Raw genomic sequence first — 24,687 nt, 5'->3', positions numbered from 1 at the left:
TTTATTACCAATGACCAATGACTAATGACCAATTAGGTTTGAGGTTTGAGATTTTGCCCTGGCATTTGAGGTTTGACACCTTCTTTAAAGATTGCCAAGCGTCCGTACAGAGACTCGCTAAAAAGAATGACCAGAAATACTATTCCTTGGAATACTAAAACAGTTGCATCGGGCAATTGATGAGCCCTTTGCAGGATGCCACCACTAGCAAGAATTCCCCCCAATATAATTGAAACAAATACTGCTGCGACGGGATTTTGTCGGGCAATAAACGCTACCAAAATACTGCTATAGCCATAACTCGCATTCAGCGACTCATTAGCCCGACCGTGGACTGCCGCTACTTCCACCATGCCTGCCAAACCCGCACAAGAACCAGCTAGGAAACAAATTATTAAAGTTAGCTTTCCGACTGGCAATCCGGCGATTTTAGCAGCGCGGATATTTCCACCAACGGTTCTAGCTGCAAATCCGAAAGTGGTACGTTGAATCAGGAAATAAGCAATTAAGCAAGCTATTATGCCGTAGATTAAGCCAAAGTGAACGCGAGTTCCGGGGATATTTCCCAACATATCCGCGTCGGGAATTGGGTAGCTGGAGGGCTTGTTAAGACTGGTGGGGTCGCGCATTGGGCCACCAACCATGTGGTTAAGGAGTGCGATCGCAATATAATTCAATAACAAGCTGCTGATAGTCTCATTAACGCCTCGGTAATGGCGCAGCGCCCCGACGGCAGCAATCCACACACCACCACTCACAATACCTGCTAGAGCCATTGCTAACTGCACCACAAAAGGCCCAGCACCCTGCACGGAGAGCCCAGCCGCTACAGCGCTCAAACCGCCGATTACAATAGCACCTTCATTGCCGATAATTACCAAACCCAAACGAGCAGGTAAAGCCGTACAAAGAGAAGCCAGCATCAAAGGTGCAGCGCGAATCAGCGTGTTCTGGAATGAAAACCAACTGCCAAAAGCTGCCTTATAAATCGAGGCATATACAGCAAAAGGATTAGCACCCGCCGCCGCACAAAACACGCCGAATATTACCAATGAAACAGCTAGTGCTGCTATTGGAATGCAAATTTTTTCCAGCGTTGTCCGCCACTTTTCTGTGAAAATCATAACTCATCTTGATAAAACACTTATTAATTCCTAATTCAAAACTCAAAACTCAGTCCGGGCTGGTTTATCTGAATACCTGTGGGAAGCCAGATCTCTCCAAAAAACCCGCCCCTACAAACTCAAAATTCAAAACTATTTTTAGCTTGTAGCACTACCAAGCACACCTTCTACCAACCAATTCATCTTTTCTAGTTCAGGGTCTTCCTGTTTGTATTCCTTAGCCGACGCGACTACAGTTTTGCCAGTATTATCTTTCAGTTCTCCTTTGTAAATCACCATGCTGCCATCTATAAACTTAGCTTTTGCGGCATCAGCATCCTTCTTTGCCGCTTCGCCAACAACTGACCCATAGTTGGATAGTTTACAAAAACCATCCTTCAAACCACCGCGCACCAAATGCGAGATTCCTCCGTTCATTAACGTTTTGCCATCTCGAATCATTTCCGCATATCTGGAATAAACATTTGTCCAGTCCCACTCTGCGCCTGTGATATAACCTTTAGGAGCTAGGATTGCTTGATTCGCATGATAGCCACTACAGAAAACACCTCGTTTTTCGGCAGTTTCCATCACAACTTTAGGGCTGTCAACGTGACAGGTAAGCACATCCACTCCTTGGTCGATCATGCTATTGGCAGCTTCTGCTTCTTTAACTGGTAAAGACCAGTCACCTGTGAAGATAACTTGAGTGGTAATCTTGGGATTAACGCTGCGTGCGCCTAAAGTAAAACTGTTGATATTGCGGATTAGTTGAGGGATTGGTTTGGCGGCGACGAATCCTAGTTTGCCTGTCTTAGTAGTATGCGCCGCCACAATTCCTGCTATGTATTGAGCTTCGTCAATATAGCCATAGTAGCTACCAACATTTTTCGGGTGTTTGCCATCTACGTAAAGTCCACCGCAGTGGAAAAATTGCACTTCGGGATACTCTTGGGCAAGTTTCAAAATATGCGGATCGAAGTAACCAAAAGATGTAGGAAACAGAACAGTTGCACCGTCTTGCTCGATCATATTCCGCATTGCTTCCTGTACTTCTGTGGTTTCAGGAACGTTAGCTTGCTCTACGGTTTTTACCCAAGGTAATTTTGATACACCTTCTTTTCCTAGTGCGTGGGCTTGATTGTAGCCATAATCGTCTTTGGGGCCGACATAGATGAATCCCATTGTGATTGGCTTGACTGCCCCTGTTGAAGCTGAATTAGTTGGGGTTGCTGGGGTTGTTGCACTTGGTGGTGTATTGGGCGTACATCCAGTCCAAAGACGCGAACTGACTCCAAAAGCTGTGGTAGCTAAAATCCCGCGTATTATTTGACGGCGATTTAGATGCAAGGGGTGTCTAGTACTCACTTTCTAGGCTTCCTTTGAAAGGGGTGAAGGTAAACTTATATTAATTTCTGCTTTAAGACAGATGACAGAGGCTGGATAACGAAATGATTTAAGCATTGCTTAGCATAGAGTTTTGTATTTTGCAATACATTTGGCGCATGGGTTATATTTTATGCTTAGCGGAGTCGGCAATATAGGCACGCCAGCCTCCCCAATGGGTGATTTCGGGCTTACCTTCGCAAAGAACTGATTCGCCTAAAACACCAAGTACTTCTTCGCCATCTGCTAGACGAATTTTGCCGATGCACAATCCAGGCGGTTCTTGCAATAAAATTGTGCAAATTCCAGATGTGGGAACAGCCCAGATTTCTACGGCGATCGCATTTCCACCTGTACTTACCCGTATCGTAGCTGGATGGCGATCGTCTATTGACCACAACCGATAAGTTGGTTCTGTCAAGGCTTCTCGCACAAAGGTAGCACCAACAGCCAATAAATTAGGATTGAGTTCCAATCCTCGCATTAGTGTCCCATTTACAGCCAAATGTACGGTTTCCATCGTTATGGTTTTAATTTCTGCCCAACCTTATGATTATGAACTGCCAGATGCCACTAAGGTGGCGCTGGTTGTCATCGATATGCAGCGAGATTTTTTAGAACCTGGGGGTTTTGGAGAGGCTTTGGGTAATGATGTTACTAGGCTGCAAGCGATCGTACCAACACTGAAACGGCTGTTGGATGCTTTTCGCGATCGTCATCTCCCCATTATCCACACCCTCGAAGGTCACAAACCAGACCTTTCCGACTGTCCCCCCGCCAAGCTTAACCGGGGCAAAGGCAACTTGAAAATCGGCGATGTTGCTCCTTTGGGACGTATTTTGGTTTTGGGCGAACCCGGTAATGCAATTATACCCGAACTAGCACCGCTATCTGATGAAATTGTAATTACGAAACCAGGTAAGGGCGCTTTTTATCATACCAATTTGGAATCTATTTTACACGATAAAGCCATCACCCATCTCATGTTTGCTGGAGTAACTACTGAAGTTTGCGTGCAGACAACCATGCGCGAAGCAAACGATCGAGGATTTGAATGTTTGTTAATAGAAGATGCTACAGAAAGTTATTTTCCAGAATTCAAACAAGCGACAATTGAAATGATTCGCGCTCAAGGTGGGATTGTGGGTTGGACTACAACTGCCGATCTAGTTTTGCAAGGGTTGAAAAAGATTGGTTAATGGGTATATTTAATTAAGCGATGGGCTAGAAAAGATTAATTCACCGATCGTCGCGGGTCATTACGGGGAGGATGCCAGCCTACCTCTACCCAATATTGACGAGACTCCTGAATGAAACCATCGTCGTGAAAGTCATCATTGAGGTCAAGACGACTGCAAGTGGATCGACCTGTAGGAGTCATGCCCAAAATTCTCAGTCCATCTGCTGTCCAAATAAAATGCTCGGCCCACTGCTGCTGTCTAGGATTAAATAAGGGAGTTTCCAGTTGAGTTTCCGGATCGATCCCGGTTGTGAAGTTGTAGCGCCGTTCATTGCAGCGATGACAAGCCAATGCTAGGTTATCGGGGTCATCTGAACCACCCAACGACTGAGGTAGTAAATGATCGATTGTCAATGGAGATGCACTCACAAATTCAGGAGAGTGGCAGTATTCACATCGGTTTCCCGCTCTTTGTCGGACAAGGCTTCGAGTTTGTTTTGAGACCATTTCGATCGGGCAGCTAGTTTGGAATTAACTAAGGTAAAAATTCTGTCTAATTCTTTTATTCCAGCGAGTTCAGCAGCTTCATACTGAGTCAGGAATCCAGCTTTGCTTTTCTCTAACAGTTCTTCCAGCCGAGAATGTAACTCCTCTGTAAACTTGAAAAGAATAATGTCATCGACTTGGCGAATCTGAAGTCCCGATCGCATTAATAAGGATGGTAGGATCATTAATTGAGGCTCTGCCATAGTCTCATCATACCTGCATTGTGCTTGTACATATTTTAATCCATGCTACTATATTTTCAACGAAATTAGGCTAACTCGTTGATAAAGATTGCATGGGAATATGCGATCGCTCTCTTACTCAGCAGTAGAATTAGGCTTCTTACCCGCATTCCGAACATTAATTATCTTATTCAGCGCTTGAAACCAAAAGGGTGCGCCCATAGAAATAGCCACAGCGCTTAAAAACCAACCAAAAATAACTTTAATTATACCTCGCAAATCCCATTTGCCCACCGACGAAATAGATTGCTGTTCTTGCAATTGTTTTAAGGGATTAGAAAGATCCCATCCAATAGGCAGCGAAGAGATATCATTTAAAGCTGTATTGAGATTTTCCCTGAGTGGTGTTAAACATTTATCCTTACTTGCTTGGTCTTTAGCAGTATTCAAACATTTGATTATCACATCAGAATTTCTGGCCAGTATTTCTTCACTAATTTGAGCCACTGTAGAACGCAAAATCTCTTCTTTGTGCAATCTTTGCACCAAGTAAACAGTATCGGCATTAGCAATTACGGCGACTGCCAAACCAAGCAAAAAAGACATTCCCTTTGCATTACGTTTGTAGACGCCGGACGAGCGTTGCATAGATTCATCAAACCAAGTCGCGATTTGATGATGTAAATCTTTAACTGCTGTCTCGATTTGACGATCTTGACTTTGAATCGTTTTAACAAAAGTAAGCAGAATATCTTTTAATTTTGTTGGCAATGCCGAATTATTGATTTTTGTTTCCAGGGTGTCGATGCCTTGGGAGTCACTGATGTACAATTTGAGAATGTCTATCAAAGCCGATGCAAAAATGTCTGAAGGAATATAAGATGGGCCGACAGAAGCTCGGTTTTTACCTGTTTGATTAAGAGATTGTATGAGGTCGTTAGAGTAAAGTCGATCTGTAAGCTCTTTAGTCAAAAGAGTTATGATAGAATTTTTGAGATGTTTGGCTCTCCATTGGCGAAATGTAGCGATCGCTTCCTGAATCTCCGAAGTCAACAAGCTCAAAATCAGGAAAATAAAAATTAAACTTATGGCGACATTAAGAATTGTAGGTATATTCATTTTTGGTCAGCCTCCTATCACCTTGTAACTTTACCGCAACAGTATTGATAACTGAGTGTACTTATGGTATCATTGTAGATTGTGTCCAATTAAAGTAAGTCCATGCCAAAACTGAAAACTCGCAGATCTGCGGCGAAGCGGTTCAGAAAAACGGGCAGCGGTAAGATTATGCGCCGCCACGCTTTCAAAAACCACTTGCTACAGCACAAGAGCCCCAAGCGGAAGCGTCATCTCTCCAACCCAGCAGTTGTGGATGAGCGGGACGCAGAAAACGTGCGCCTGATGCTCCCCTACCTGTAAAAGCGCCAAATCTGGCACCGGCTCGACTAATCCAAAATCTAAAATCCAAAATCCAAAATCGATATGACAAGGGTAAAACGCGGTAACGTTGCTCGCAAACGCCGCAAGAAAATTCTCAAACTAGCGAAAGGATTTCGCGGTTCTCACTCGACGCTGTTTCGTACCGCCAATCAACAGGTGATGAAGGCGCTGCGGAATGCGTATCGCGATCGCAAAAAGCGGAAGCGCGACTTCCGCCGCCTCTGGATAGCACGCATTAACGCCGCCGCGCACCTGCATGGGGTCAGCTACAGCAGACTGATGGGCAACATGAAAAAAGCCAACATCGAAATCAATCGCAAAATGCTGGCCCAACTCGCGATTCTCGATCCGGACAGTTTCGGCAAAGTTGTCGAATTGGCAAACAACGCTAAATGATTGAGGTAAAAGGTAAAAGGCAAAAGTCAAAAGTCAAAAGTCAAAAAAAAGAATTGAATAATCTGCTCTTTCTTTTGCCTTTTTACTTTTTACTTTTTACTTTGCGAAGCGCTCTCTTTCTTTTACCTTTTTACCTCATTCCCTGGCTCAGCCTGGGAATGATTTTGCCCGCTCCTAGTATGGCAGCCGAACTGAAGGAAATTCAGGAACGGGGCTACCTGATTGTTGCAGTTAAGGATAATCTGCGTCCGCTGGGATTTCGGGATGGGACAGGCAATTTGCAAGGCTTAGAAATTGACTTGGCGCGACGTTTGGGGTCAGAATTGTTGGGGCGTCCCGATGCAGTTAGATTGGAGGCGGTGGCAAATCGCGATCGCCTCAACGCTGTATTGGCAGGAAAAGTCGATCTCGCCATTGCCAGGGTAACGGCAACCGAATCCCGTAGCAGGTTAGTTAGTTTTAGCACACCGTATTATATGGATGGCATCGCTTTCGTAACCAAAGATGCTACTGTACAACGACTCAGCGATATACAGCAAGGGAAAATTGCCTTGCTGTACGGTTCCAGCACAATTGCCAAAGTGCGGTATCAGTTACCGACAGCTAGGCTCATTGGTGTGGCATCATATCAAGAGGCCCGATCGCTCCTCGAATCCGGTGGCGCAACTGCCTTTGCCGCCGATGTCAGCGTCCTCAGCGGCTGGGTGCAAGAATATCCCCAGTACCGGATAGTGCCAACCCTGCTTTCTGCCGAACCCCTGTCTGTGGTTATGCCCAAGGGAGTGCAGTATGATGATTTACGGCGCAGGGTAAATGAGGTGATCGATCGTTGGAAAACCGACGGTTGGTTGCAGCAACGGGCTGTCTATTGGGGACTGCCTTGGGATAATTTAAAATAATGTTGAAATTTGCCCCTTTAAAAAGTTATGCAAAGCTTACTTCCAGTTTTTTATCTCTCTATATTGCTGGCACTGCTATCTGTAGCCGCCGTGGCAATTTTTCGCCAGATCTTCAAAACTCGCAAAGTTGAAAATGCGCTCACGCGGTTGCAAAATAAGCTGAAAAACGAGAAAGGCAACGCTCAAGAGTATTACGAATTGGCTAGCATTTATCTCGATAAAAAGCTGTACTCGCAGTCTATCCCCGTGTTCCAAAGGGCAGTTAAAGCAGCCGAAGAAGAAACCGAAGAAAATGTTGCCCTCATTTACAACGGATTGGGTTTTGCCTACTTTGCCCAAGAGCAGTTCGACTTGGCAATTCGTAACTACAAAGAAGCTTTGAAGCGAGATCCTGGTTACGTCACAGCTATGAATAATCTGGGTCATGCCTATGAGAAAAAGAAGTTAACTTCTCAAGCATTGCAAACTTATGACGAAGCTTTGAAAATAGAGCCAAACAACTCTATTTCTAAACGACGTGCCGAATCCCTACGCCGACGATTAGTGCCATCCAGTTAACGACTGTAGGGTGGGCATTTGCCCACACGATTACGATCGCATTTCTATTCTGTATTGGTTGCGCGATCGCCCCTAGCTTATAGCAGATCTGGTTTTAGCTCCAACAACCCCATCTGCCTTGATGTGGTGCGAGCGCTGGAACACCATAACAGCAGAACGAGTCTGGCGATCGAACATACCATTTATCGACCCTTTGTAGAAACCGTCTTTCTTTAAAGCAGCTTGCAGTTGGCGAACGCTTTCTCCTTGGCTACCCAATCTAAGTATCGTATTTGCATTGCTGCGCGAAGCGTGGCTGACTTTAGCAGTCTTTAATTGAGCGCGATCCATTTTAGCCGCGAAAGCAGGAGTACCCCCAATCAGTAGCGGCGTTATGGAAATAGCAGCGAGAACTCCAAGTGCTAAAGGATTGGACTTAAAAATTTTAGGAACCATAATTAAAATCTCCTTACAAAAAGCCGAACAAATGAACTACCTTTTTGCTAGAAATGAGAGGAGAACTCTCTTTCTTTTGCATTTATGAGCGTAGTTTAGAGACTACTTATGACTATTTCGTGTCTAAGTTATGTCTAAGTTGTGAAGATTTTGCGGTCTATGCTTCGCTCTACAGACCACAAATACGCTTATCCTAGCCGTATTGAGTCGGATTTGATACCCGACGCATTCTGGCAAAGATGAGGGTGTGAATGCCTACAGCGGGCTATGCCAAAGCATTTTGGGTCAGATAAAAGCGATCGCGGGATGTACGCAAAGGAACTAAAATTGAAGTTATTCTGAAAAGCAAAGTAAAGGATAAAAATCTATGACTACAGAGCGTTGGGATGATGATAGACTAGACCGCTTAGCTAACATGGTAGACAGTAATGCTCGCGTCATTCAAGCTCTAGCTAATGTGGCAGCAGAGGCAAGAGAAGAGCGAGAGCAGTTATTTCAAAGGATGGATCAACAGCAAGCAAATATGGCACAACAACAAACAATTATTGTCCAACAACAAGAAGAGATTCGCGGACTCCAAACTGAGAATCGTCGGATACTTGACATTTTGATAAATCAGCGTAATCAGGGGGATAATCCAACGGCTTAACTAAATAAGAAAGTAGGGCGATCGCATTTTGGGGGTCAGATGGAAGTGCGAATGCCTACGGTAGGCGTAGCCTACGCAGTTGGGGCAAGATGGGAGTGCGATCGCTTCTGTTATTATAGCAACCGCCTTGGCGGTTAGGACATTGTGAATTCCTGAAACGTTGGCGGATTCTAAACCCTTCTGACTCTAGTCCCTAGCTATATGTTGCAGAAGCGGTAAACCAAGATGATGCCTTACACTTCATTAACGAATTTTACCTTATTTACTGTAAAATTGTTAAAGTAAATTTATAGGGATGTTAATGATAGAACCTACAGAGGAGCAGTACCTCATTATCAATGCTTTGGATACTCTTGACTTACTGGGGTCAAATTTTTATGATGAAGATACGGGAGATTGGTATATTCAAACGCCTAGTCCTGTTTTACCTTACGCAATTATTTTACAAGATGGGTCTATAGTTCCGACTAATTGGAGGCAAACAGAATGAGAGAGCAAACTGAACAACAAAAGCAACAGTATCAGAGATATACAGAAATTTTTAATCTAGGCAAGCAGCGTTATATTAATGCTGTAGGTAATGCCAAAGGTTATCATCCAGGGGTAAGGGGTCAGGATTATTTGACGGATGAGGAACGGTCAGAAGCTAAGGCATTATTGCGGCAAATGTTTGACACATCGGCTAAAGAAATGTACGTCAAAAAATCTGGATTATTCCAGAACACAGCAGGGTCTTTAACCTCACTTAAAGGGGAAATTAAACAGGAAGGATAATCATTTGTTTTTAGCTGTTTAGTTAAGAGTGCGATATGCAGAAGGCACGTTACGCCAACGCAGTTTGGGGAAGATGGGAGTGCGATCGCATTGTTCTAAACACTGTAGCTGCGGACAGACAAGACACAAAAGAATAATTTATATGCTACTATAAAAATCAATAATATTTGTTTGTAAACCGAATGAATACTATCACAATTGCCATTTCAGATGAGCGTCTGGTGAAGTTACAAAAAGTCGCCGCTGACCTAAACGTATCGATAGAAGAGTTGCTCTTAATCAGCCTGGAAAACTTGCTTGCACAGCGAGAAACTTCCACCCCACATACAACCAAAAATGCCGAACTCGATCTTGAGATAGTAGATAAGTTTTATGCCCTTGCGAAGCAATGGGAGAATGAAGTTGCTGGAATCTCTTCTACTGCCCAAATGTCTCAGAATCCTCGTGCTGTTATCATTTCATTTTGCCGGATGAATTGCCAATCAAGAGCATCTAAATCTTGTTTATTAATTGCTATAAATTCTGTAAATCCAGTATCTAGCATTGCCTCCACAGTTAGATTTAAGCCATCAGCAGCAATCAAATCAATTTCAAAAAACAGTTCACCCCTGCTTCCAAAAGTACCCTGAATCATATTTTGCCAGTAGCTCCACTTTCATTTAAGCAAAACATACAGTGTACAGCGTCAGGGTGTTTATGACGTGCTTTTTGACTAGCTACTTCTTGATCTTTGTCAATGAAATAATCGCCGCTGTCAGGCTCAATTGCAATATACCAGCCATAGTGTTCTGTGATTAGATCGGGGCGGACTTGCTCAAAAATTGCCCGACAACGCTTGTGAAATACTTCGCGTTCAGCTTTGCGTCGAGCTAGTGCTTCGGGCGATAAGGTGCGTTCTGGGAATATTCTGCCGCGAGGTGGGCTTTTTTTTGGCACTGATTGAGTCATGGAGTTAAATCTTGTGACTTAATACTGCCTAGATTTTAACATACTTTTGCTTAGTTATTGGTGCGATCGCATTCTGCAAAAGATGGGGGTGCGAATGCCGTTAGGCAGGCTACGCCAACGCATTTTGGGCAAAGATGAAAGTGCGATCGCATTTGGGGAAAGATAGAAGTGCGATCGCATTTGCAGGGAAGATGGGAGTGCGAGCTCATTTTCCTTTTCTTTAATCTGAACGATTTCAAATTCAAGAACATAGCTCTACTCAAGACATCTTCTGACTCGCATAAAAAATGAAAGCATAATCCCGTGCTGACCTCCAGAAGTTCCAAATATGTATGGTAAATGACCTCTGGGGGCTGAAATACTATAATTTAGCGAATCATTTGTCCTCCATCTTACCTTTTCATAAAAAGGTGTCGAAGCCTTAATAGTAGCTTCTACATCAGCTTTATTCTCATTCATCTCAATTCTTTCACATTTAGCAAATTCTATCGTATCACTGCGACATTTCCTCCAAGTTTCAAGATAAATTTCATGTTGCACGCTAAACCCAAAACGACCACTGCTGTATTTCAACCATAGCTCATCTAGGGTACGAATATCTGTACACGCAATATTATTGATCCTACTTTCATAGTTCTGAGAAGAATCAATATATGTACCACCAAAAAAGAACTCTAGCATAATAGATTTAGTTTCTTGATTAGCTGAATTAAAATTTCCACCAGCTAGCAAATTACGCAGTTTCCGATAATCTATTCCTATTGCTGAACTTAAATCATCATTCAGTTGATTTTCATCAACTTCAATATATTTGTTTTGATTACCAGTATTACTCGAACTTTCTTTCAGGCTGTCACTTAAGAGATCGATTAAATCGATTAAGCTTAAGTTGTTAGACATTACAAAATAAGTAATGACAGCCCCTATTACAATCAATATAAACACTATAAAAAGTACCATCATTAATCCCTCGCTTCCTCAAACATTTGATTCATATATATACAGATGTACTAAGAGATTGATCTAAAGCGATCGCGCTCTCTTAACCTCTCCCATTCTTTCCACTACCGCATAGTAGATTCGAGCGAACAATCGCAACTTTTTTAAATCAATTCTTCCATTTCTGACTCGTAGTTGCGTAGAAATTTGCTTTACGCCAAGCTTCATCAGCGGAAGAGGCTGTACCAGCAGGTTCATTGCCAACAGTTACTTCGCCGGTATCCTCGTCCCAATAATAAGGGTATGCAGAACCTGTTGGCGTTTTAACTTCACCCATCTGCTTTTTAGCCATAACTACTCCCTTAGTTTTTGTATGATTAAACTAAATCCCAGTATTAACTAAACTGTAATCAGCAGGTCTTTCGAGTCTGATTACTAATCTTCGCCTGGAAGATGATCTTTGTATCCGTGGTGTTTGTTGTTTTGATCCCTTGGACAATACTTTTCACACCACTTTTTGGCATTATCATCTACTTGGGTATCAAAACGCCACAATGTTTCTATAGCCTGTTTACCCAACAAAGTAGTATGCTTTATAGGTTTAGAAATTAGCAAACGGTTTTGAAAATCACAATACTCCATCAAAACCTCATCGTCTTCCAACATGAAGTGATTATGTAGCAAAGCAAGGCCGAATTTGGACGTGCAATTGTGCTTTTCTAAAACTGCCTTAATTTCTTCCAGGCAAGCTTCATCTTCGGAAGACACTGATGGAACATCATTAATGTCTGGCAATTCGTTAAATTGCAGGGGGTGAAGGCGCTCTAATATGCTCATACCTTATCGGTGACAAAGTTTATTACGGTCAATTATAGGAAAATAGTAATTTTGGCAACAGTCGGAAATGTCGGGACTTTACCATCCGACAAGATCGGAAAATGTCGGAAAGATCGGGTAAAATACGGGAAACCATAGCAAATCCGTAACTTATGGACGTTCAAGCAGTCCTGAAACTCGCTGACGAGCTAGTTTTCGCTAAAACAGGGAAACACTTAGAATATTTGGAAGAAGCTATACTCCGGGGTACGATACAAGGTCAGAAATACTCGCAAATTGCAGAAGACTTCCATTTAAGCGAGGGTCATATTAGAGATGTTGCTTGCGAATTATGGAAAATACTTTCGGATGTGTTGGAAGAAAATGTTAGTAAAGCAAATGTTCGCTATATATTAGAAAGAGCAAAATTTTATAACTTTTCAACTATAGGTAATGATAATTTAACAATTAATAACGTCAACATCTGTCCACAAACTCCTCAATCTCCACAAGTTACCCAACAACCTCAAGAAACCTCAACGCAACCGCACATCGACTTAGGCGATGCACCGGAAATCTTCAGATTTTACGATCGCACTTCCCAACTCACCACCCTCGAAAACTGGATAATATGCGATCGCACTCGCCTCATCGCACTTCTGGGAATTAGCGGAATCGGCAAAACTACACTTTCATTACGACTAATAGAACAAATAAAAACCCATTTCGATTACATAATCTATCGCAGTCTCCGCTTTTCCCCAACTCTCAATGCAACTCTCACCAATCTGTTGCAAATCTTCCCCCAGCAAGCAGACATCCCCCAAAACATCGAAACGCAAATATCCCAACTCCTCAACTACTTACGCCAATATCGCTGTTTGATTATTATCGATGACGTGCAAATGCTTTTTTGCAGCGGACAACTCGCAGGTCAATATAAAACTGGATATGAAGATTATCAGTTATTTTTCAAACTAATTGCAGAAGTCAATCACAATAGTTGTTTGTTTATCAATAGTTGGGAGAAACCGAGAGAAATTGCCAAATTAGAAGTAAATAATAACTACGTGCGAACATTGGTTTTAGGCAGTTTAGGATTAGCAGCAAAAGAAATACTGAAAGATCGTAAATTATCAGACGAAGAGGCTTGGGAAACTTTGATTGATACCTATCAAGGTAATCCTCTGTGGCTAGAATTGACCGCCAGCACGATTCAAGACTTATTTGGCGGTAGCGTCTCTGACTTTTTGCAATGCGATGCGCCAATCTTAGATGAATCTTTGCAAGCGCAATTAGACCAACAGTTTCAGCGTTTAACACAGCAAGAGTTAGCAGTAATGATTCAGTTGGCGAAGGAAAGCGAACCTGTTGCTTTGCCGGATATTTTAAAGATATTGCAATTATCGGTATCGAATTTAGTGAATGCCATACGCTCTCTAGTAATCCGGTTATTAGTCGAGGTAAAAGAGGAGGGAAAAACAACATTTTTTAGTTTGAATACCGTGATGAAAGAGTATGTCAAAAATCGTTATATGAGGTAATTGAAGAGAGACATAGTTCCAGCTTGGACAGGTAGAAGATTTGTGTCGATCGGCTAACATACAGCTGAATTCAGATCGGGTTACGGATATTATATACAACCGCTGGCCGATCGTAAATATGTATAATCATTGATATGCAGCGATCTGGCTGAAATAAAAGCTCGATCGCACTATCAAAACTCATAGCGATCGCACAAAAATGCAAGTCCCAAGCTGTGCGATACTTGCACTCTTAGCGGCGAACATTACTTGAGGAATACATAGAGAAGCTAGTTTCGCGTCTATGCTATTAAGATGTCAAGCTTTATAACGTTTGTAAGCATGACACCTAAGTACTCGAAAAAGCCCGTTACACATTCTTACGTTGAAAGGAAAAAGGCTAACGTGAAAAATCTCTTTCTTTTGCCTTTTGACCTCGTTCCTTGGCTCTGTTTGGGAACGCTTTTGCCGATCGCTTTGACCGGGTGTGGCATAGCGGGCAAAGTAGAAGCAGAAGCTCAATCTGGGCCACCTCAGAGCCAACAAAGGGCACAACAGCGACCCACGACGGTCGATGCAGCTCTAGCACGCACAGGAGTTCTCCAGGAACCTACACAATACATCGGCACCACCAGACCAGTGCGGGAAATCTCCCTGCGCTCCCAGGTAGAAGGACGCCTGCTAAACTTAGCTGTAAATATCGGCGATCGCATAGCGCGGGGTCAGATCCTCGCAATCCTCGATGACTCATTGTTACTTACAGCCGTGACGCAAGCCCAAGCCGAACTAGCAGCACGCGAATCGGAAGTAGCACGCGCCCAAACTCAAGTTAGCAACGCCAGAGCAAGAGCCCAACAAGCAAAAGTAGAACTTCAGCAGGCGAAGACAAACTCCAGACGCAGGCAATACCTCCAGCAGGAGGGTGCCATCTCCAAACAAGATGCAGAATTGGCACAAACAGCAGCCCAAAGCGGCGAACAGGTTCTGCGTGCAGCAGAAGAACAAATTCGTACTGAACAGCAAGCGGTAGCAGCAGCCCAAGGCAGAGTCCGCGTCCAACAAGCAATCATAGCTCAAGCAAAAGAGCGCCAGTCTTACGCCAGGGTAATCTCACCCATCAAAGGCGTAGTTTTGGAACGGGTGACGGAACCTGGAAATCTGGTACAACCAGGAGGCGAAGTCCTCAAATTGGGAGATTTTAGCCGCGTAAAAGTGGTGGTTCCCGTTTCAGAACTAGAACTCTCAAATATTAGAGTTGGGCAATTGGTGCAAGTGCGTCTAGATGCCTTTGCAAACGAAACTTTCTCAGGCGCAGTCAGCCGCATTTCCCCCGCTGCTGATGCAACCGCTCGTCAAGTGCCAGTGGAAATTACCATTCCCAACAGCAACGATAAGATAGGCAGCGGATTGCTGGCACGGGTAAGTTTTTCCCAACTTAGCAGACCAAAAGTAATCGTACCGCAAACAGCCGTGTTGGGAGCGGGGGAGCGGGGGAGCGGGGGAGCGGGGGGGCAGGGGAGCGGGGGAGCGGGGGAGCGGGGGGGCAGGGGAGCGGGGGGGCAGAGGAGCGGAGGGGCAGGGGAGCAGGGGAGCAGGGCAGATTCAACACTCAGGACTCAGGACTCAGGACTCAGCACTCTGTTTGTCGTGAAGGGAGAGGGGAAGGAAGTTAAGGTAGAGGCTCGTCAGGTGCAGGTGGGCTCTAGCGCGAATGGCAAAGTAGAAATTCTCTCAGGATTGAACCAAGGGGAACGCTACGCAGTCAAAAGTAGCAAACCATTAAAAAATGGCGAGACGGTGCTATTGAGTATTCTCTCAGAGACAAGCGAGCAAAGGAAACAGCCGTAATGCAGAACGCTAAGACAACTGGCTTTAGCCTCAGTGGACTTTCCATCCGCCAGCACATCGGCACCTTCATGCTCACATTAGCGGTGCTGGTGTTAGGAGTCTTCTTCTTTACCCAACTGCAAGTCGATTTATTGCCTTCCATCACCTATCCCCGGATTGGCGTGCGAGTCAACGCCCCAGGAGTTTCACCAGAGGTAGGAGTAGATGAAATTACCAAACCTTTGGAAGAAGCTTTAAGCGCTACGGAAGGTGTAGTGCAAGTTTATTCCCAAACCCGCGAAGGACAGGTAAGTTTAGATTTATTTTTTGAACCGGGGGGAAATATCGACCAAGCTTTGAACGACGCCACCGCTGCCTTTAACCGCGCTCGCAGCACGCTCCCCGATATCATCGAAGAGCCGCGTTTGTTTAAAGTTGACCCTTCTCAACAGCCAGTCTACGAATTTGCACTGCGATCGCCCTCCCTCCAAGATGTGGCTTTGCGCGTATTTGCCGATGAGGAACTCTCTCGCGAACTCGGCGTTGTCCCCGGTGTTGCGGGAATAGACGTTGCGGGTGGCGTACAGGAAGAAGTGCGAATTAACATTGACCTCAATCGCTTACAGGCGCAGGGAGTTAGTTTAACAGATGTATTAAATACCTTTAGAGAACGGAATCAAGATGTCTCCGGCGGAAGGTTGCGCGGGGAGGACTCAGAACCGCTAACTCGCACGGTAGGACGTTTTCGGAATGCCGATGAGCTTCGCAATCTCTCATTTGATGTTAACTCTTCCGCGATCGCTAATTCCCCATCCCCTGTCACCAAACGTCGCGTTTATCTGCGCGACTTTGCCGAAGTTATTGATGGCACCGAAGAACAGCGAGTATTTGTTTTTCTTAATGGAGAACCAGCAGTTAAACTCAGCGTCCAAAAGCAGCCTGACGCTAACACAATCTCAGTAGTAGAAGCCGTCAAAGATCGTCTGGAAGAACTGCGAAAAGCCGGTTTAATTCCAGAAGATATGGAAATATTACCAACTTTGGATGAATCGAGATTTATCAACAACGCGATTTCCAATGTGACGAGTTCTGGACTCTTCGGTACTGGCTTAGCTGCGATCGCAGTTCTCTTATTCTTAGGTTCTATACGTCAAACTCTAATTATCGTTATAGCGATTCCCCTCGCCACAGTAGCAGCAATCATCTTAATGCAGCTATTTGGCCTTTCCATCAACGTTTTCAGCTTAGGCGGTTTAGCTTTGGGCGTCGGTATCGTAGTAGATAACTCGATCGTGATGATGGAGACTATTGCCGAAGGTGTTGGTATGACTCCCGGCAAAGATTCTCGGAGTCGCTTGAGATCTGAAGAATTGCTCGATCGCGCCGAAAGCAGCAGTCAGGAGGTAGAATCGGCTCTAATCGCCTCTACAACCACCAACTTAGTATCTGTATTGCCGTTTCTACTAATTGGTGGCTTTTTCTCCCTGTTGTTCAACGAATTAATTCTCACGATCACTTTTTCCGTAGCCGCCTCACTTTTAGTAGCGCTGACAGTTGTTCCAGTGCTAAGCTCTCGGCTGTTAGGTATCCGCTTTTCAAGTCGCCTGAGCGAATTTTGGCCTATGCGGCAGTTTAACCGTAGCTTTGAAGCGTCAATGGGTGGCTACGGACGTTTCTTAGCTGGAGTGCTGCGCTATCGGATATTCGTAATATTAACAACATTCCTGATTTTAGGCGGTGGCAGTTTTTGGCTGGTCGGTCAAATTCCCCAAGAAATTCTCCCCCGGATTAACACTGGTCAAGCAAACCTTTCTGCTCAGTTTCCACCGGGTACTAATCTGGAAACCAACCGCAAAGTTATGACTGCTGTTGATGAAATTATTCGCCAACAGCCAGAAACAGAGTATGTCTTTTCAACAGTAGGCGGTTTTCTATTTGGCAGCAACACTACTGCCAATCCCCTACGCGGTTCCGGTACGATTAGCCTTAAACCCGGTACTGATATTGAAGCCTATGTAGAACGAGTCAGTAAGGAGTTTGAAAAACTAAATCTCGTTGGCATTCGCTTGCGTCTCTCTCCCGGTCAAGTGCGCGGTATCATCTTAACTAATTCCCCAGTTCGAGGCGCAGATGTTGACATCATCCTTCAGGGAGAAAATGAGCAAATCCTCCAACAAGCTGGACGGCAAGTATTGGCTGCTATGGATGAAAGTGTTACTCTGGCTACTTTCCGACCCAATGCAGACCCCCGACAACCGGAAATCCAGATTCGTCCTGATTGGGAACGGGTTGCGGAGCTAGGATTGACAACAGGGGATATTGGCCAGACTATTTTAACAGCGATCGAGGGTTCGATACCGACTCAGTTACAAAGGGGCGATCGCTTGGTGGATGTGCGAGTTCAAATCAATAAAGAATCGATCAGGCAAGCTTCCCAATTAAAGCAGATTCCTCTATTTGTAAATAACAATTATCTCATTCGTTTGGGAGATGTCGCCCGAATTGAAGAAGGTCAAGCACCGGGTGAAGTTCAACGGATTAACCAGCGACAAGTTTTCATCATCGCTGGTAGTTTGAGTAAGGGGGCTAACCTCAGCGATGCGATAAAGCAGGTAGACGCTGTGCTAGGAGATTTAGAATTACCCGAAGGCGTTTCGATTGTACCCAGTTCTGCCACAGAAACTAATCAACAGTTGCAAAACTCCCTAAAAATCTTAGGGGCATTGGCGACATTTTTAGTTTTTGTAGTGATGGCTGTACAATACAACTCCCTAATCGATCCGCTGGTGATTATTCTTACCGTGCCGCTAGCCATGGCTGGGGGAATTTTCGGACTTTACATCACGGAAACTGCGATCGGTGCCACCGTTTTAGTCGGTGCAGTGCTGCTTGTGGGTATTGTGGTTAATAACGCCATTATCATGGTGGAATTGGCAAATCAGATCCAGGAGCGAGAATATATCGATCGCACAACTGCGATGTTAAAAGCAGCACCCCTACGCCTGCGAGCGATTTTGATGACTACCATCACTACAGTTTTAGGCTTATTTCCCCTAGCATTAGGGATTGGAGAAGGATCGGAATTTCTGCAACCTTTAGGTGTCGTCGTATTTTCCGGTCTATCCTTAGCAACACTTCTGACTTTGTTTATTATCCCCTGCTTCTATACCCTGCTCCACGATTTATTTGCAGGTAAGATGTTTCCCCCCCGCGCCAAAAAATTACCCAAAAAAACTAAATTGCCCCCAAAAGTACCAATTGAGAGGTAATAAATATAGATATAGTTGGTTGCGATCGCACCAACTTAGGAGGTAGGGAGAGGGGGTAGAAAAAACGGAAACTTCATAACTAAACCTTATAGCTTAGTAAAGCAGAACTATTGTAGGAAATAACATGATTGTTACGAAGTATTCAAAATAAATGTTACAATAATTTATATAAATTAACAAGCTCAATGAGCCACAAGCTCGCAGATACAAAATGGATGCTGACGAACTTAATCGCCTATATGCAGAAGGAGAAAGAGATTTTCGCTTTCTCAATCTACAAGGAATAAACCTGAGTAATGCCAACCTGTCTGGGGCAATCTTCTGGAGAGCAAACCTAGCAGAAGCCAACTTGAATAATGCCAACCTGCGGGGCGCAAAACTGAATGAAGCAGACTTAACAGGGGCTACTTTATGGAGATCGGACTTAACTGGGACAAACCTAAATGGAGCAATCCTGAATGGCGTAATTTTGATCAGAGCAACCGTAGCTAAAGTAGATTTTAATGAAGCATTTCTAATTAGAGCAGATCTAAGGTTAGCCAACTTAACGGAAGCCAATCTGATGAGAAGCAACCTCACTAGAGCCGACCTACGCTACGCAAATTTAACTAAAGCAGACATGATCTGTGCTAATTTGAAGTTTGCCGACTTAACTGGGGCAGACTTGCGTGAGGCTAGTCTTCTGTTTGCAGATTTTACGGGAGCAAACTTAAATCGAGCAAACCTGACTGGGGCAGACGTATATCAAGCTAAGCTTGAGGGCGCATTGTTGCCTGATGAGTTAACAGTCCGAAGCCGTTAAACTCGTTAAGGATGTGTTCTCAAAAAGATTGTTTATTCATTTTTTACATTTAAATTTGTTAAGAAACTTATGGTTATGGCTCAAAAAGTCGATATTTTAGAGGAGAAAAGAAATAAAAATGTTCTTAAGTGAACAAAAGCATAGCAACTCCGAAAGAGCCAGTAATATTAGGTATGTTATTCGCTTTAGCGACTGGGATAAGAGCGCTAAAGCGCAACAACATACCCAGAAAGCAAGTAACTAGCAACTTGCGTGAAATAGATAATCTTCTAGCCCGAAGGGAGTAAGCCAAAGCCTAAATTACAGCGATGGAGTCAATTTCTACCAAAACGTCTTTTGGCAGACGGGATACTTGTACGCAAGCACGCGCCGGGGCTGTTGCTTCATCAAAATATTTAGCATACACCGCATTCATCGCGGCAAAGTCGTTCATATCTGTTAAGAAAACGTTGGTTTTTACCACATCTGACCAATTAGCACCAGCAGCTTTTAGGATAGCTTCAAGATTAGCCATCACGCATTCAGTTTGCTTGGTAATATCATCGGTATAGACAACATGACCAACTCTAGGATCAATGGCGATTTGTCCTGCTACAAAAACCATTTCGCCACTAGCGACGATGGCTTGATTGTATGGGCCGACTGGTGCGGGTGCTGCGTCCGTGCGAATAACTTTGCGAGTCATAGATATCTGTTTTTCTAACGAAACTTTTTGCTTAGTAAATTCTACCTCAAAATCTTCTGGTTTATAGACTTCTCCATCAGGCATTATCGCACCAGTGAAGTCTGCATCTTGAAGATTTGCTCCATAAATGTTAGCCTTAGTTAAATCTGCTTTCCTCAGATTTGCACCTTTAAGATTTGCCTTCATGAAATCTGTGTTTTGCAGACCTGCTCTTTCTAGATTTATCCCTTGCAAAAACGCTTTTCTAAACTTTGTATTTGTTAAATCTGCTGCCCCCAAATCCACATCAGCCAAATTCATGCCTGATAAATCATAGTTTATCAGTTTTACACCCCGAAGTCTAGATCTAGGGAGATTCGTATCTTTAAGAGTAACAGCAGTTAGAGTTGCCCGACTTAAATCAGATCCAGCCAAGTTTGCCCCAGTTATATTTCCACTACTAATATCCGATCTGACTAGATTTGTTTCAATCAAAGAAGCTTTGGTTAAATTTACATAGTTTAGGTTTGTATCACTCAGGTTGGCATTGTCCAAGTTAGCATTACTGAAGTTTACACAACTCAGATTTGCGCCACACAAATTTGTACCCTTGTTCAAGTTAGCATTAGTAAAGTTAGCACTACTCAGATTTGCTTTACTCAAATTTGCACCGCTGAGTTCCGCTAAACTGAAATTTACTGAAGAACCCTGCACCTCGCTCAAATTGGCTTTGATCAGAGATGCTCTACTAAAGTTTGCTGAAGTGAGATTGGCATTAGTCAGATTTACTTCATCTAACTCAGATCCGGTCAAATCTGCACTCTCTAGGTTTATCCCACTCAAATCTGCACCTTTGAGGTCTATCCCACTTAGGTTTGCTTTCTGAAATTTCCGTTCGCCTTGTGCGTATTTTTCAATAAGTTCGTCACTATTCATGGTTAAAATTGCGAGTCATTGATATCAATCTTTCTTTGATGTTTCAGGTTTGTAAATTTCTCCATCGGGCATTATCGCACCAGCGAGGTCTATATCTTTGATGTTTACCCCATAAGTTCTTGCATCAGTCAAGTCTGCTCTTTTAAGGTTCGCTCCCTTTAAATTTGCTCTAATCAAATCTGCGCCTCGGAGATTCGCTCCCTCTAAATTCGCTCCTTGCAGGGAGGTTTTTCTGAGGTTTTTTTCTCTTAAGTCTGCGCCCATCAAATCCGCTTGAGCAAGATTCATGCCTGACAAATCAAATCCCTCTAGATTTACTGCGTGAAGCTTAACCCCTTGGAAATTAACATCTGTAATGGTTGCCCCAACTAAGCTTGCGCGACTCAAATCTGCACCAGCTAAGTTTGCCCCTGCCAAATTTGTAGTTTTCAAATTGGCTCTACTTAGGTTAGCTTCCCGAAAGAAAGCTCGATTACATTTTGCTGCACTTAAATTCGCACCATTCAAGTTTGTTTTGTCCAGGCTGGCATTACTTAAGTCAGCACCACTCAGATTAGCGCCACTCAGGTTAGCACCGCTCAAGTTGGCATTATTGAAGTTAGCACCACTCAAATCAGCACCACTCAGATTAGCGCCACTCAAGTTAGCATTACTCAAGTTGGATTGACTGTTCAACTTGGCACTACTTAAGTCAGCACCGCTGAGGTCTGCCCAACTCAGATTTATGTAGTTTCCCAGTACCCCATTCAAATTTGTGCCACTGAGCAATGCACTACTAAAGTTAGTACTGGTAAGCACCGCCTTAGTTAATTTGGCCTCACTCAAGTCCGCCCCAGTAAAATCAGCACTGCTTAGGTCTATCTCACTTAGGTCTGCACCTTGGATGTTTACCCCGCTCAGCTTTGCCGAACTAAACTTCCGTTGTCCTTCTGTGTATTTTGCTAAAAGTTCTTCAGCGTCCATAATCTACCCTTCGATGTCCCTAAATCACTATACCACCAAAGTGCTTTTTTTCACGCAAAGTAACTCAAAAAAACTTTCTTCTCTTAGCAGTTCCTTGAAAAACTTACCGAATCGAGCCAAAAATATTAACGCAAGTTGCTAGTTATATAGTTGAGGCTGGTGTTCGGTACGTTGTTGCGCTTTAGCGCTATTATTACAACTGGGATAAGAGCGCGGCATCGCAACAACGTACCCAGAACGCAAGTAACTAGCAACTTGAGTTATTATAAAATTATCTGAATATCCAATAATTTTTCCCATCCTCAAAGGGTAAACGCTATGATTCAAGCCATAACGCAATTACTCACCTTCGACGAATTCATCGCCTGGTATCCAGAAAAGGCAGGAAACCACTACGAACTACACAACGGAGTAATCGTTGAAATGCCAAAACCAACAGGAAAACATTCTAAAGTAGCGGGTTTTGGTGCGCTAAAGTTAGGGATTGAAATTGACCGTCTTAACCTACCCTACTTCATTCCGAAAGAATGCGTCATCAAATCTAAACGCAACGAATCGGGCTACGAACCAGATGTGATTGTCCTCGATGAACAAACTATTGGAGAAGACCCGCGATGGGAAAGAGAATCTATCATCACTAAAGGCACTTCTGTCCGCTTAATTATCGAAGTTGTCTCAACCAATTGGAGCGATGATTATGGTTTAAAACTTGAAGAATACGAAGCACTGGGAATTCCCGAATATTGGGTCGTAGATTATCTTGGACTAGGAGGAAGACGTTTTATTGGCAACCCAAAACAACCCACCCTCAGCATATATCAACTAATTGATGGTGAATATATTGTCAAACAGTTTCGGGAAAATTCGCTCATAGAATCCCTGACATTTCCCGAATTAAACTTAACAGCATGGCAACTTTTTAAAGCAGCAAGATAAAAACTGTTCGAGAGTTGGTTTAACCGAGGTAATTTGCGATCGCACTTACTCCCAACGGTTGTGGAAGACTATGTATAGCAACCGATGAGTCGGTTAAGCCATAAATCTGGGGAGGGGGCTAGGGGCGAAGCATTGCGAAAATAATCTTAACTCAAAACCGATCGGTATAGACAAGATGACCGACTCTGGGATCGATCGAAAATTGTCCAGCTACAAAAACCATTTCGCCGCTGGCGACAATAGTTTGATTGTATGGCCCGACTGGTGCGGGTGCTGCGTCTGTGCGAATAATTTTGCGAGTCATGGATGTCACTTTTTCTAATGACTACCGCGATCCGTACTATTTAGGTGTGGCAGGGAATACTAAGATTGTTAGTTAACCCCGATCGAACTAGCGTATGAACCATACTCAACCTCCTAGCCTTTGTGCCCGCTGTGAAACCTTACCCACCAAAATTGAGGGAAAGGGCAGATTATACCTGTGGTTTCCCTCCGGTCACAGTCTGACGAAAGTCCTCCATTACCTGCGAAAAGCCGAGCTGGACTACGAACTCAAGGAGGAGGGGCAGTGTCTTGCTATTCAGTTGGAGGAAGTCCAAACCGAAACTTGCGTCAACACCTTAGCTGGGATACTGACCCACAACGAGTTAAAAAATACGCAGGCATTGTTCATGACTCACGCGAACGCGCCCCAACTTCGCGATTGCGCTCGCACGACGACTTTGGCTCGTCTGACTCACCTTAATCAGTCGGGTTGGTTGCTGGACTTGCTAGCAGCCGATCGCGTCACCTGTCAATTTCAGCCGATCGTCTCTACTCAAGATACCTCGGTGATTTTTGCTCAAGAAGCCTTATTCCGTGGAATTGCTCCTAATGGTAGCTTTATTCCTCCCGGTCAAATTTTCTCGTTGGCGACAGAAGCAGGCATATTGGTTCAGCTCGATCTCATCGCTAGGCGCACAGCAATTCGCGAAACCATGAGACACCAAATCAAAGAACACATTTTTATCAACTTTTCTCCCACTTCCATTTACGATCCTACTTCCTGCTTGCGCTCCACAATGCAGGCGATTGATGAAGCGGGTATTTCTCACGAACAGATCGTTTTCGAGGTTGTTGAGTCTAATCAGCCTCAAGATACCGAACATCTCAAAGACATTCTCAATGTCTACCGGGAAGCGGGTTTTCGCATGGCGTTAGATGATTTTGGCGAAGGAGGTTCTAATCTCAACTTGCTCCACCAACTCCGTCCTGATTTCATTAAGCTTGATATGAGCCTGATTCGCAATGTGCAGGCAGACCCTTATAAGGCATTCGTAACTGAGAAGATTTTAGAGATTGCAAGCCACTTGAACATCCAGACGATCGCTGAAGGCATCGAATCGCTTGAAGAGCTGCATTGGGTCAGACAGCGGGGAGCAACTTTTGTTCAGGGCTATCTCATTAGCCACCCGACGACTTTTCCGCTGATAACTCCCCCTCAAATTACCACAAGCTCTCTGGAAGTTGGGTAAGT

The 24,687-nt window shown here is 44.0% G+C and carries 30 protein-coding genes; 15 read left to right on the top strand and 15 right to left on the bottom strand.

Features of this window, described 5'->3' with window-relative positions; genetic code table 11:
* Window positions 1-32: 32 nt before the first annotated feature.
* The 3 genes from LAY57_RS05660 to LAY57_RS05650 all read right to left on the bottom strand — a co-directional run bounded on the left by LAY57_RS05660 (window position 33) and on the right by LAY57_RS05650 (window position 3,009).
* Window positions 33-1,124: an ABC transporter permease gene (locus tag LAY57_RS05660; protein ID WP_249065348.1), complete on the bottom strand. Its 1,092-nt coding sequence runs from the start codon at window positions 1,122-1,124 to the stop codon at window positions 33-35.
* Window positions 1,125-1,262: 138 nt separating this feature from the next.
* Window positions 1,263-2,471 (bottom strand): BMP family ABC transporter substrate-binding protein, encoded by a 1,209-nt coding sequence (locus LAY57_RS05655; RefSeq protein WP_249065347.1) that lies wholly within the window; start codon window positions 2,469-2,471, stop codon window positions 1,263-1,265.
* 142 nt (window positions 2,472-2,613) lie between these two features.
* The gene (locus LAY57_RS05650; RefSeq protein ID WP_249065346.1) at window positions 2,614-3,009 is read right to left on the bottom strand and encodes an allophanate hydrolase-related protein; all 396 of its coding nucleotides are present in this window, start codon (window positions 3,007-3,009) and stop codon (window positions 2,614-2,616) included.
* A 4-nt stretch (window positions 3,010-3,013) separates the two neighbouring features.
* Between LAY57_RS05650 and LAY57_RS05645 the strand changes: the two genes are divergently transcribed.
* Window positions 3,014-3,688, top strand: a complete 675-nt coding sequence (locus tag LAY57_RS05645; RefSeq protein ID WP_249065345.1) for a cysteine hydrolase family protein — start codon at window positions 3,014-3,016, stop codon at window positions 3,686-3,688.
* Between the two features lie 35 nt (window positions 3,689-3,723).
* On the opposite strand, the gene LAY57_RS05640 is transcribed toward LAY57_RS05645, so the two are convergent.
* The 3 genes from LAY57_RS05640 to LAY57_RS05630 form a co-directional block, all read right to left on the bottom strand.
* Window positions 3,724-4,098 carry an HNH endonuclease gene (locus LAY57_RS05640; RefSeq protein ID WP_249065344.1) on the bottom strand — a complete coding sequence of 125 codons (375 nt, stop codon included), beginning with the start codon at window positions 4,096-4,098 and terminating at the stop codon, window positions 3,724-3,726.
* A complete protein-coding gene (locus LAY57_RS05635) occupies window positions 4,095-4,418 on the bottom strand; it encodes a hypothetical protein (RefSeq protein ID WP_249065343.1) in 324 nt (107 codons plus the stop codon). Before LAY57_RS05635 ends, LAY57_RS05640 begins: the two co-directional genes overlap by 4 nt.
* A 114-nt stretch (window positions 4,419-4,532) precedes the next feature.
* Window positions 4,533-5,516, bottom strand: a complete 984-nt coding sequence (locus LAY57_RS05630) for a hypothetical protein (RefSeq protein ID WP_249065342.1) — start codon at window positions 5,514-5,516, stop codon at window positions 4,533-4,535.
* 102 nt (window positions 5,517-5,618) lie between these two features.
* Between LAY57_RS05630 and rpmI the strand changes: the two genes are divergently transcribed.
* From rpmI to LAY57_RS05610, 4 genes are all read left to right on the top strand, one after another.
* The gene (gene rpmI, locus LAY57_RS05625; protein ID WP_249065341.1) at window positions 5,619-5,816 is read left to right on the top strand and encodes a 50S ribosomal protein L35; all 198 of its coding nucleotides are present in this window, start codon (window positions 5,619-5,621) and stop codon (window positions 5,814-5,816) included.
* A 63-nt stretch (window positions 5,817-5,879) separates the two neighbouring features.
* Complete coding sequence (gene rplT, locus LAY57_RS05620) at window positions 5,880-6,233, top strand: 50S ribosomal protein L20 (protein ID WP_249065340.1); 354 nt, start codon at window positions 5,880-5,882, stop codon at window positions 6,231-6,233.
* On the top strand, window positions 6,230-7,132 hold the full coding sequence (locus tag LAY57_RS05615) for a transporter substrate-binding domain-containing protein (RefSeq protein ID WP_338022357.1): 903 nt from the start codon (window positions 6,230-6,232) through the stop codon (window positions 7,130-7,132). The genes rplT and LAY57_RS05615 overlap by 4 nt, the downstream gene beginning before the upstream one ends.
* A gap of 27 nt (window positions 7,133-7,159) precedes the next feature.
* Window positions 7,160-7,690 (top strand): tetratricopeptide repeat protein, encoded by a 531-nt coding sequence (locus LAY57_RS05610; RefSeq protein WP_249065339.1) that lies wholly within the window; start codon window positions 7,160-7,162, stop codon window positions 7,688-7,690.
* Window positions 7,691-7,762: 72 nt separating this feature from the next.
* Here LAY57_RS05610 and LAY57_RS05605 read toward each other — a convergent pair whose 3' ends face one another.
* Window positions 7,763-8,125: a peptidoglycan-binding domain-containing protein gene (locus LAY57_RS05605; protein ID WP_249065338.1), complete on the bottom strand. Its 363-nt coding sequence runs from the start codon at window positions 8,123-8,125 to the stop codon at window positions 7,763-7,765.
* Between the two features lie 367 nt (window positions 8,126-8,492).
* Here LAY57_RS05605 and LAY57_RS05600 point away from each other — a divergent pair, with 367 nt between their 5' ends.
* The 4 genes from LAY57_RS05600 (at window position 8,493) to LAY57_RS05585 (ending at window position 10,177) form a co-directional block, all read left to right on the top strand.
* On the top strand, window positions 8,493-8,774 hold the full coding sequence (locus tag LAY57_RS05600) for a hypothetical protein (RefSeq protein ID WP_249065337.1): 282 nt from the start codon (window positions 8,493-8,495) through the stop codon (window positions 8,772-8,774).
* A gap of 301 nt (window positions 8,775-9,075) precedes the next feature.
* Window positions 9,076-9,264, top strand: a complete 189-nt coding sequence (locus tag LAY57_RS05595; RefSeq protein ID WP_249065336.1) for a hypothetical protein — start codon at window positions 9,076-9,078, stop codon at window positions 9,262-9,264.
* Window positions 9,261-9,548 (top strand): hypothetical protein, encoded by a 288-nt coding sequence (locus LAY57_RS05590; protein ID WP_249065335.1) that lies wholly within the window; start codon window positions 9,261-9,263, stop codon window positions 9,546-9,548. Before LAY57_RS05595 ends, LAY57_RS05590 begins: the two co-directional genes overlap by 4 nt.
* Before the next feature lie 182 nt (window positions 9,549-9,730).
* The gene (locus LAY57_RS05585; protein WP_249065334.1) at window positions 9,731-10,177 is read left to right on the top strand and encodes a hypothetical protein; all 447 of its coding nucleotides are present in this window, start codon (window positions 9,731-9,733) and stop codon (window positions 10,175-10,177) included.
* A 1-nt stretch (window position 10,178) separates the two neighbouring features.
* On the opposite strand, the gene LAY57_RS05580 is transcribed toward LAY57_RS05585, so the two are convergent.
* The 5 genes from LAY57_RS05580 to LAY57_RS05560 all read right to left on the bottom strand — a co-directional run bounded on the left by LAY57_RS05580 (window position 10,179) and on the right by LAY57_RS05560 (window position 12,272).
* Window positions 10,179-10,496, bottom strand: coding sequence for a hypothetical protein (locus tag LAY57_RS05580; protein WP_249065333.1), 318 nt, complete (start codon window positions 10,494-10,496; stop codon window positions 10,179-10,181).
* A 50-nt stretch (window positions 10,497-10,546) separates the two neighbouring features.
* On the bottom strand, window positions 10,547-10,705 hold the full coding sequence (locus LAY57_RS05575) for a hypothetical protein (RefSeq protein ID WP_249065332.1): 159 nt from the start codon (window positions 10,703-10,705) through the stop codon (window positions 10,547-10,549).
* A gap of 46 nt (window positions 10,706-10,751) precedes the next feature.
* On the bottom strand, window positions 10,752-11,459 hold the full coding sequence (locus LAY57_RS05570) for a GUN4 domain-containing protein (RefSeq protein ID WP_249065331.1): 708 nt from the start codon (window positions 11,457-11,459) through the stop codon (window positions 10,752-10,754).
* A 145-nt stretch (window positions 11,460-11,604) separates the two neighbouring features.
* Window positions 11,605-11,787: a hypothetical protein gene (locus LAY57_RS05565; RefSeq protein ID WP_249065330.1), complete on the bottom strand. Its 183-nt coding sequence runs from the start codon at window positions 11,785-11,787 to the stop codon at window positions 11,605-11,607.
* Between the two features lie 83 nt (window positions 11,788-11,870).
* Window positions 11,871-12,272 carry a hypothetical protein gene (locus tag LAY57_RS05560; RefSeq protein ID WP_249065329.1) on the bottom strand — a complete coding sequence of 134 codons (402 nt, stop codon included), beginning with the start codon at window positions 12,270-12,272 and terminating at the stop codon, window positions 11,871-11,873.
* Window positions 12,273-12,424: 152 nt separating this feature from the next.
* Here LAY57_RS05560 and LAY57_RS05555 point away from each other — a divergent pair, with 152 nt between their 5' ends.
* From LAY57_RS05555 to LAY57_RS05540, 4 genes are all read left to right on the top strand, one after another.
* Complete coding sequence (locus LAY57_RS05555; RefSeq protein WP_249065328.1) at window positions 12,425-13,795, top strand: ATP-binding protein; 1,371 nt, start codon at window positions 12,425-12,427, stop codon at window positions 13,793-13,795.
* Window positions 13,796-14,179: 384 nt separating this feature from the next.
* Entirely contained in the window at window positions 14,180-15,622 is a 1,443-nt protein-coding gene (locus LAY57_RS05550) for an efflux RND transporter periplasmic adaptor subunit (protein ID WP_249065327.1), read from the top strand.
* Window positions 15,622-18,870 (top strand): efflux RND transporter permease subunit, encoded by a 3,249-nt coding sequence (locus LAY57_RS05545; RefSeq protein ID WP_249065326.1) that lies wholly within the window; start codon window positions 15,622-15,624, stop codon window positions 18,868-18,870. Before LAY57_RS05550 ends, LAY57_RS05545 begins: the two co-directional genes overlap by 1 nt.
* 211 nt (window positions 18,871-19,081) lie before the next feature.
* Window positions 19,082-19,672 (top strand): pentapeptide repeat-containing protein, encoded by a 591-nt coding sequence (locus LAY57_RS05540; RefSeq protein ID WP_249065325.1) that lies wholly within the window; start codon window positions 19,082-19,084, stop codon window positions 19,670-19,672.
* Between the two features lie 295 nt (window positions 19,673-19,967).
* On the opposite strand, the gene LAY57_RS35720 is transcribed toward LAY57_RS05540, so the two are convergent.
* Complete coding sequence (locus tag LAY57_RS35720) at window positions 19,968-21,272, bottom strand: Rid family detoxifying hydrolase (RefSeq protein WP_275993634.1); 1,305 nt, start codon at window positions 21,270-21,272, stop codon at window positions 19,968-19,970.
* 24 nt (window positions 21,273-21,296) lie between these two features.
* Window positions 21,297-22,235 carry a pentapeptide repeat-containing protein gene (locus tag LAY57_RS05525; protein WP_249065324.1) on the bottom strand — a complete coding sequence of 313 codons (939 nt, stop codon included), beginning with the start codon at window positions 22,233-22,235 and terminating at the stop codon, window positions 21,297-21,299.
* A gap of 318 nt (window positions 22,236-22,553) precedes the next feature.
* On the opposite strand from LAY57_RS05525, the gene LAY57_RS05520 reads away from it, so the two are divergent.
* Entirely contained in the window at window positions 22,554-23,171 is a 618-nt protein-coding gene (locus LAY57_RS05520) for a Uma2 family endonuclease (protein ID WP_249065323.1), read from the top strand.
* A 151-nt stretch (window positions 23,172-23,322) separates the two neighbouring features.
* Here LAY57_RS05520 and LAY57_RS05515 read toward each other — a convergent pair whose 3' ends face one another.
* Window positions 23,323-23,475 (bottom strand): Rid family hydrolase, encoded by a 153-nt coding sequence (locus LAY57_RS05515; protein WP_249065322.1) that lies wholly within the window; start codon window positions 23,473-23,475, stop codon window positions 23,323-23,325.
* A 94-nt stretch (window positions 23,476-23,569) separates the two neighbouring features.
* Between LAY57_RS05515 and LAY57_RS05510 the strand changes: the two genes are divergently transcribed.
* Entirely contained in the window at window positions 23,570-24,685 is a 1,116-nt protein-coding gene (locus LAY57_RS05510; RefSeq protein ID WP_249065321.1) for an EAL domain-containing protein, read from the top strand.
* The last annotated feature ends 2 nt before the right edge of the window (window positions 24,686-24,687 follow it).

Source organism: Argonema antarcticum A004/B2 (genome assembly GCF_023333585.1).
GTDB classification, from domain to species: Bacteria; Cyanobacteriota; Cyanobacteriia; order Cyanobacteriales; family Aerosakkonemataceae; genus Argonema; species Argonema antarcticum.
This window is presented reverse-complemented; position numbering and strand designations above follow the sequence as displayed.

What these genes read in the sequence shown, in the direction of transcription:
- LAY57_RS05660 (WP_249065348.1), bottom strand. Translation starts at nt 1,124, where the DNA reads ATGATTTTCACAGAAAAGTGGCGGACAACGCTGGAAAAAATTTGCATT.
- LAY57_RS05650 (WP_249065346.1), bottom strand. Translation starts at nt 3,009, where the DNA reads ATGGAAACCGTACATTTGGCTGTAAATGGGACACTAATGCGAGGATTG.
- LAY57_RS05645 (WP_249065345.1), top strand. Translation starts at nt 3,014, where the DNA reads ATGGTTTTAATTTCTGCCCAACCTTATGATTATGAACTGCCAGATGCC.
- LAY57_RS05635 (WP_249065343.1), bottom strand. Translation starts at nt 4,418, where the DNA reads ATGGCAGAGCCTCAATTAATGATCCTACCATCCTTATTAATGCGATCG.
- LAY57_RS05630 (WP_249065342.1), bottom strand. Translation starts at nt 5,516, where the DNA reads ATGAATATACCTACAATTCTTAATGTCGCCATAAGTTTAATTTTTATT.
- rpmI (WP_249065341.1), top strand. Translation starts at nt 5,619, where the DNA reads ATGCCAAAACTGAAAACTCGCAGATCTGCGGCGAAGCGGTTCAGAAAA.
- rplT (WP_249065340.1), top strand. Translation starts at nt 5,880, where the DNA reads ATGACAAGGGTAAAACGCGGTAACGTTGCTCGCAAACGCCGCAAGAAA.
- LAY57_RS05615 (WP_338022357.1), top strand. Translation starts at nt 6,230, where the DNA reads ATGATTGAGGTAAAAGGTAAAAGGCAAAAGTCAAAAGTCAAAAGTCAA.
- LAY57_RS05610 (WP_249065339.1), top strand. Translation starts at nt 7,160, where the DNA reads ATGCAAAGCTTACTTCCAGTTTTTTATCTCTCTATATTGCTGGCACTG.
- LAY57_RS05605 (WP_249065338.1), bottom strand. Translation starts at nt 8,125, where the DNA reads ATGGTTCCTAAAATTTTTAAGTCCAATCCTTTAGCACTTGGAGTTCTC.
- LAY57_RS05600 (WP_249065337.1), top strand. Translation starts at nt 8,493, where the DNA reads ATGACTACAGAGCGTTGGGATGATGATAGACTAGACCGCTTAGCTAAC.
- LAY57_RS05595 (WP_249065336.1), top strand. Translation starts at nt 9,076, where the DNA reads ATGATAGAACCTACAGAGGAGCAGTACCTCATTATCAATGCTTTGGAT.
- LAY57_RS05590 (WP_249065335.1), top strand. Translation starts at nt 9,261, where the DNA reads ATGAGAGAGCAAACTGAACAACAAAAGCAACAGTATCAGAGATATACA.
- LAY57_RS05585 (WP_249065334.1), top strand. Translation starts at nt 9,731, where the DNA reads ATGAATACTATCACAATTGCCATTTCAGATGAGCGTCTGGTGAAGTTA.
- LAY57_RS05580 (WP_249065333.1), bottom strand. Translation starts at nt 10,496, where the DNA reads ATGACTCAATCAGTGCCAAAAAAAAGCCCACCTCGCGGCAGAATATTC.
- LAY57_RS05575 (WP_249065332.1), bottom strand. Translation starts at nt 10,705, where the DNA reads ATGAGCTCGCACTCCCATCTTCCCTGCAAATGCGATCGCACTTCTATC.
- LAY57_RS05570 (WP_249065331.1), bottom strand. Translation starts at nt 11,459, where the DNA reads ATGATGGTACTTTTTATAGTGTTTATATTGATTGTAATAGGGGCTGTC.
- LAY57_RS05565 (WP_249065330.1), bottom strand. Translation starts at nt 11,787, where the DNA reads ATGGCTAAAAAGCAGATGGGTGAAGTTAAAACGCCAACAGGTTCTGCA.
- LAY57_RS05560 (WP_249065329.1), bottom strand. Translation starts at nt 12,272, where the DNA reads ATGAGCATATTAGAGCGCCTTCACCCCCTGCAATTTAACGAATTGCCA.
- LAY57_RS05555 (WP_249065328.1), top strand. Translation starts at nt 12,425, where the DNA reads ATGGACGTTCAAGCAGTCCTGAAACTCGCTGACGAGCTAGTTTTCGCT.
- LAY57_RS05545 (WP_249065326.1), top strand. Translation starts at nt 15,622, where the DNA reads ATGCAGAACGCTAAGACAACTGGCTTTAGCCTCAGTGGACTTTCCATC.
- LAY57_RS05540 (WP_249065325.1), top strand. Translation starts at nt 19,082, where the DNA reads ATGGATGCTGACGAACTTAATCGCCTATATGCAGAAGGAGAAAGAGAT.
- LAY57_RS35720 (WP_275993634.1), bottom strand. Translation starts at nt 21,272, where the DNA reads ATGAATAGTGACGAACTTATTGAAAAATACGCACAAGGCGAACGGAAA.
- LAY57_RS05525 (WP_249065324.1), bottom strand. Translation starts at nt 22,235, where the DNA reads ATGGACGCTGAAGAACTTTTAGCAAAATACACAGAAGGACAACGGAAG.
- LAY57_RS05520 (WP_249065323.1), top strand. Translation starts at nt 22,554, where the DNA reads ATGATTCAAGCCATAACGCAATTACTCACCTTCGACGAATTCATCGCC.
- LAY57_RS05515 (WP_249065322.1), bottom strand. Translation starts at nt 23,475, where the DNA reads ATGACTCGCAAAATTATTCGCACAGACGCAGCACCCGCACCAGTCGGG.
- LAY57_RS05510 (WP_249065321.1), top strand. Translation starts at nt 23,570, where the DNA reads ATGAACCATACTCAACCTCCTAGCCTTTGTGCCCGCTGTGAAACCTTA.